This is a genomic window from Nocardioides sp. P5_C9_2 (genome assembly GCF_054049555.1).
In genome coordinates this window covers 1-5,923 of the sequence record NZ_JBFUMD010000232.1, presented here as the reverse complement: position 1 = coordinate 5,923, position 5,923 = coordinate 1, and the positions used below count along the sequence as shown (strand labels likewise).

At 71.6% G+C, this 5,923-nt stretch carries 5 protein-coding genes; 1 reads left to right on the top strand and 4 read right to left on the bottom strand.

Translation table 11 applies throughout. The features are described from left to right. Positions 1 to 487: adenylate/guanylate cyclase domain-containing protein (locus ACXJKL_RS12490; protein WP_457207370.1), on the top strand; the 487-nt coding region annotated here is incomplete at its 5' end. 157 nt (positions 488 to 644) lie between these two features. Here ACXJKL_RS12490 and ACXJKL_RS12485 read toward each other — a convergent pair. The 4 genes from ACXJKL_RS12485 to ACXJKL_RS12470 all read right to left on the bottom strand — a co-directional run bounded on the left by ACXJKL_RS12485 (position 645) and on the right by ACXJKL_RS12470 (position 5,802). After that, a complete protein-coding gene (locus ACXJKL_RS12485; protein WP_457207369.1) occupies positions 645 to 2,072 on the bottom strand; it encodes a CBM96 family carbohydrate-binding protein in 1,428 nt (475 codons plus the stop codon). A gap of 617 nt (positions 2,073 to 2,689) precedes the next feature. Next, positions 2,690 to 3,628, bottom strand: coding sequence for a DUF5926 family protein (locus ACXJKL_RS12480; protein WP_457207368.1), 939 nt, complete (start codon positions 3,626 to 3,628; stop codon positions 2,690 to 2,692). 9 nt (positions 3,629 to 3,637) lie between these two features. Next, positions 3,638 to 4,438: a glycerophosphodiester phosphodiesterase gene (locus tag ACXJKL_RS12475; protein ID WP_457207367.1), complete on the bottom strand. Its 801-nt coding sequence runs from the start codon at positions 4,436 to 4,438 to the stop codon at positions 3,638 to 3,640. After that, entirely contained in the window at positions 4,435 to 5,802 is a 1,368-nt protein-coding gene (locus tag ACXJKL_RS12470; protein WP_457207366.1) for an MFS transporter, read from the bottom strand. The genes ACXJKL_RS12475 and ACXJKL_RS12470 overlap by 4 nt, the downstream gene beginning before the upstream one ends. Positions 5,803 to 5,923: the final 121 nt, after the last annotated feature.

Below are 5,923 nucleotides of genomic sequence, written 5' to 3'. Positions count from 1 at the left end.
CATCAAGACCATCGGCGACGAGATCCTGGTGACCGCCGACGACCCGCACGCGGCCGCCGAGATCGCGCTGGCCCTCACCGGTCGCGGGCTCGACGAGGACGACCTGTTCCCCGCCGTGCGGGCCGGGCTGTCCTACGGCCCGGTCGTGAGCCGTCTCGGCGACGTGTTCGGTCCGACGGTCAACATCGCCGCCCGGCTCACCTCGGTGGCCCGGCCGGGCACCGTGGTCGTCGACCGGGGGATGCACGACGCGCTCGCGCCGCCGCAGGCAGCCGACCCGTCGGACGGGGCGGGGGTGTCGGACGGGTCCACGGAGCCGGCCGCCGACACCATGCCTGACCCCGGGGACGACGACGGGGACGACGTCGGTGACGACGACGGTGACGACGACGGCCCGGCGTACCGGCTCAGGCGGCTGCGCCGCGTCTCGGTCAAGGGGTACTCGCGCCTCGAGGCGTGGAGCCTGCGCCGCCCGCGCCGGGACTGACGCATCCGGCCGCATCCGGCCAAAGCCCTGCGCTCGCGCCGACGTCTGCCGGTCGGCGTACGACGAAGGCCCCCTCCACCTCGCCGTGAGGTGGAGGGGGCCCGTCGTCACTCCGTGCCGTGCGGCGCGACCCGGTGCGGGTCGCGCCCGCGATCGATCAGCGCATCGCGCGCGCGTCGGCCTTGGTGTGCTGGAAGGCGGTGATGCGGTCGCCGGTCAGGACGGAGAACGTCGTGTGGTCGACGTTCCACACGTTCCCGATCCACAGCTCGGGCGTGCTCAGGATCCACTCGCCCGCCTGCGCGATCGCCGCACCGGTGAACCCGTTGTACTCACCGAGGACGATCCGCTTGTCGGGGAAGCCCTGGGTGTCGAGCCACGACGCCAGCTGCGGGACGGCGCGAGCCGGGAGCAGCGCGTTGTTCGGCGCCGAGGCGGTGCCCTCCTGGTAGGAGTCGACTCCGACGAAGTCCCAGGCCGCGAGCAGCTCGGGGCTGGTGTACTCCGCGAAGTTGGCGCGACCGGAGGCGTTGAGGTTGTCGAGCAGCCATCCGTTGAGGATGGGTCCGACCGAGACCGAGGGGGTCTTCACGGCGTCGAGGAATCGCTGCGACCCGGCACGGAACACCGCGGGGGTCATGTCGCCGTGGGGCTCGTGCCAGTAGGTGGCGGTGACCGGGGCGCCGAGACCGCTCAGCTGGGTGCGCAGCGTCGCGAGCCAGGCGTCGTAGCCGCCGTTGGCCATCGTCACCGGGTCGGGCACCTTGTAGGAGACGACCGGGATCATCCCGTCCGCGATGGCCTTGCGGATCAGCGGCAGCTGGCTGGAACCGGACGACGACAGGTCGGCGAAGATCCGTCGCGACTTCACGCCGCTGGCGCCGACCTCCTGGATTCGCTGGTCCCACGTGTTGGCGGGGGCGCTCATCCCGATCACCTTGGGGGTGGTCGAGGTGGCCGGCGGGTTGGTCGGGGTCGCCGGGGCCGTCGGCGACGTCGGCGGCGTCGTCGTGGCGGGCGGGGTGCTGGCGGCCGCGGTGCTGGTGCGCAGCGACGGCCGGAAGGAGGCGGTGCCGGCCTCGGTGGAGGCGAACTGGACAGCCTTCGAGGCAGAGGTCTCGACGCGCACGCCGAGGACCTCGCCGGGGGTGACGAGCGTGGGGTCCAGGGCGATGGTCTCGGTGGTTCCGGCGACCAGGGCGTCGGACGACCCGAGACGGACGCGCTCGGTCGGCTTCGTCGACCAGTTGATGGTCTGCTCGGCCCAGCCGGTACCGGTGCGGTAGACGGTGACACCGCGGGCTGCGGACACGCTCGGACGCAGTCGGAGGTCGACCGAGCCGAGGTCCTTGCCCGTCGGGACGTCGGGGACCGTGAACTTCAGGTAGACGTGCTTGGTGCCGGCGTCACGCCCGTCGACCGTGAGGCTCGTGCTGGAGCCGTAGTTGGCTCCGCTCTTCGCGGCGTTGACGTGGGAGTCGGCCGTGGCGACGGTGTCGTCGTTGGCAGCCTGTGCGGGCGGGGCGGCGATGGCGAGGCCGGTCAGACCGGTGACGAACACCAGCGCGGACGTGGTTCGCTTCATGTGGGAAGACAACTTTTCGGGCACTTTCCGGTGGGGTACTGGCCGTGCGGGGGCAGGGCCAGGTGCGCGTCATGGAGAGCTCCGACGTTGCAGAGCTTCGTCGGGGGGCGCGCCGAGCACGGACGTCCGAGCACGTCCGGCACATCTGTGATGTCTCCAGCGCTGCGGCGAGCGTCAGGAGCAGAACGTGCGATCGGCATCACCCGCGAGGGCGGGGAGCACAGGCACGTCCGATGAACTTGTTCGTGAGGGGGGAGTAGGGACGGTGCGGGGGCACCCTTGTGACGGACTTGACAGTAACTTGCCGTTGGCATGAGTCAAATTTCGCGACGCCGGTCCCAACTCCGCCGGACGGCGCGTCCGCGCGAGGCCGTCAGGCGTGGCTCAGGCGTGGCTCAGGCGGGGCACGGGGGTTGCGGCGCCCGGCGAGAGACCGACGGAAGTATGACGAGGCCCACACGTCGACGACGGGGCATCTCGGCACTCAGGCCGCCCGACGGGGGCCGAAATTGGAAGCCCGGCCGCTGTTGACGGGGGAAACAACAACGACCGGGCGAGCGAAAACCTACCCCCAGGGCACCGGAGCGACAAGGGGTGGGGTCAAAAACACTCGGGGGTCAGCGGATGGTGACCTGCCGGTTGGCGAGTCCCGCACGGGCGGAACGCTGCTCGGAGGTCAGCTCGGAGGTGTCGGCGAGCGCCTCCTCGAGGTCGGCGGCGAAGCGCGCGGCCGGCTCCTCGAGGACCTCCGCACCCGTGCCGACGGGCAGGTCCCAGACCGGGGCGAGCAGCCCGTGGGCGCGGAACATGCCCACGAAGCGCGAGCCCTCGGCGATCCCGTCCCGGCCGGCGGCGTGGAGGCGGGCGAGCGCGTCGAGCAGCTGGTCCTCGGGGTGCGGCATCACCCAGCGCAGGTGCTCCTTGGTGCCGACGTTGGTCCAGTACGCCGCCTCGACGCCCGCGAGGCGGGTGGTCGGGTTGGCCGCGCTGTCGGCCTGCTCGAGGGCGGCCTCCATGGAGGCGTCGCGGTCCTCGACGTCGTCGATCCAGTAGCCGAAGCCGTCGTGGACCGTGATGTCGAGCTCCGTGTCGTTGATCAGGTCCTGCAGGCGGGGGCCCTCTCCGGGCGCCTCGGTGAGGCCGACGATGCCCGCCTCCTCGGTGGCCAGGGCCTTCTCGAGCACCGCGCCGAGGTCGCGGGCGGGGTCGCCGTACTGGTGGGCCACCTGGAGGCCGATCCAGATCGCTCCGGAGTCGCGGACCATCGCCGGCGCGGCCATCGGCAGCAGGGTGCACAGCCGGACCTCGCGGTCGGTGCCCTTCACGTCGAGCGGGACGGTCGCGGCGGGGACCAGCTCGCGCAGCGCGATGACGTCGCACTCGCCCGGGATCCCCTCGAAGGGCCGGCGGACGAAGACCGGGGCTRCACCTCCAGCAGCCCCGTGGCAYGCCTTGTAGCGCTTGCCCGAGCCGCAGGGGCAGGGCTGCCGCGGGCCGACCTCACCCTCCACGGGAGGAGCGGTGTCACGGGTCTTGGTACGGGACTTCTTCGCCATGGGGCGAGGCTATCCAACGCCTCCGTCGGGCCTGCCGTCGAGGAGCTCGAGCAGCTCCGCGGGCCGGTCGGTGATGACGGCCGTCACACCGAGATCCAGGCAGAGGCGCAGGTCGGCCTCGGTGTTGACGGTCCACACGTGGACCTGGCGCCCCGAGCGACGCAGCGAACGGACCAGGCCCGGATGCTGACGCAGCTCCTCGATCCCGGGGCCGATGATCCAGTCGTCGCCGACCACCCGACGCAGCATCGGCCAGTGGTGCGCCTTCTCCACCAGCATGACGACGTCCACCTCGGGAGCCAGCCGCTTGGTGCGCTGGAGGGCGGTGAAGGAGAAGCTCATCACCCGGACCGGGCTGCCGGCGCGGTCCCAGCCGAAGTCGGCGAGCAGCTCGACGACCCGCTTCTCGACCAGCCCGCCGTACCGGGTCGGGTGCTTGGTYTCGATCGCCAGCTCGATGCGGCGATCGGCGTCGGCGACCGTCTCCAGGAGCTTGCGCAGCGTGAGCACCTTGCCGTAGCCCGGGTCGAGCTCCGGCGCCTCGTCGTCCAGGTCCGACCACGGGTTCTTCCACCGCGCGAAGTCCAGCTCGTCGAGGTCGGCGAGGTTCATCGTCGAGACCAGCCCGCGCGAGGACGCCGTCCGCCGCAGGTCCCGGTCGTGCACGCAGACCAGGTGTCCGTCGGCGGTCAGGCGCACGTCGCACTCGAGCGCCTCGGCGCCCAGCTCGATGGCCCGCGTGTAGGCGCGCAGGGTGTGCTCGGCGGTGTCGTGACTGGCTCCGCGGTGAGCGACGACCTGCGGCCTCATGGGACGAGCGTAGGGCTCCCCGACGCCGGCGCCTCGTCCACCTGGAGATCGCGCCCGCGTGTCTCGGGCAGGAGCGCCGCGCAGGTGAGCGAGAGGACCGCGACGAGGGCGTTGTAGCCGGCCACCCACCACAGGGTGCCGCCCCCGACCGTGACCAGCCACGCGGCGATGAGCGGGGTCAGCCCCGACGCGAGGATCCCGGAGACCTGGTAGAGCGTGGAGAGCGCCGAGTAGCGGTAGCGGGTGTCGAAGAGCTCGGACCAGAAGGCGGCCAGCGGGCCGTAGATGACGCCGTACAGGACCCCGAGGCCACCGATGAAGACCACGCCCACCGCGAGCGTCGTCCCCTGCTGGACCAGCCAGGCGGCGGGGAAGGCGAACAGCAGCGCCAGCGTCGCACCGACGCGGTAGACGGGTTTGCGCCCGACCCGGTCGCTCACGTGCCCGGAGAGGAGCACGAGCACCACGCCGACCAGCGCGCCGACGATGATCGCGTTGAGCACGGTCGAGCGCGGCACCCCGACGGTGTTGACCGAGTAGGCGAGCAGGTAGACCGAGAAGAAGTTGAACGTGAAGCCCTCGATGTAGCGGGTGCCCATGCCGAGCAGCAGCCGTCGCGGCTGGCGGCGCACCATCTCGGTGACCGGCATCGCGGAGATCTCCTTCTCCTGCGCCACCACCTGGAACGCCGGGGTCTCCATCACCGAGAGCCGGATCCACGCGCCGATGGCGAGCAGCACGACGCTCACCAGGAAGCACGCGCGCCAGCCCCAGGCGAGGAACTCCTCGTCGGGCAGCTGGCTGGCGATCGCGAAGGCGCCACTGGCCAGGAACAGCCCGCCCGGTACGCCGATGTGGGCGAAGCTGCCGAAGAAGCCGCGGCGCTCGGTCGGTGCGAACTCGACGGCCAGCAGCACGGCGCCGCCGTACTCGCCGCCCACCCCGATGCCCTGGAGGATGCGCAGCAGCACGAGGAGCACGGGTGCCCAGACGCCGATGGACTCGTACGACGGCAGCAGGCCGATCGCGGCCGTGCCGGCGCCCATGATCACCAGCGTCCAGATCAGCATCTTCTTGCGACCGATCCGGTCCCCGAAGTGGCCGAAGATCAGCCCGCCGACCGGTCGGGCCACGAAGCCGACGGCGAAGGTGCCGAAGGCGGCGAACTGTGCCGCGGGTCCGTCCAGGCCCGAGAAGAAGAGCTTGTCGAAGACGAGTCCCGCGGCGGTGCCGTAGAGGAAGAAGTCGTACCACTCGATGGTGGCGCCGACGGCCGAGGCGAGGGCGACCTTGCGGGCCGACGCGGCGTCGGGCGGGTCGGACGGGGCGGTCGGGGACGCCGGGGCGGGGGCGGCGAGGGTCATGGGTGCTCCTGGGCGGGGGGGCAGGACGAAACTGCAGTAAACCGCTAGAGATTGATCACTGCAACCCGACACCTTCGGTAGTCCGTGACGTTCGGCCCCCTGTTCGCGCCCAATCGGGGGC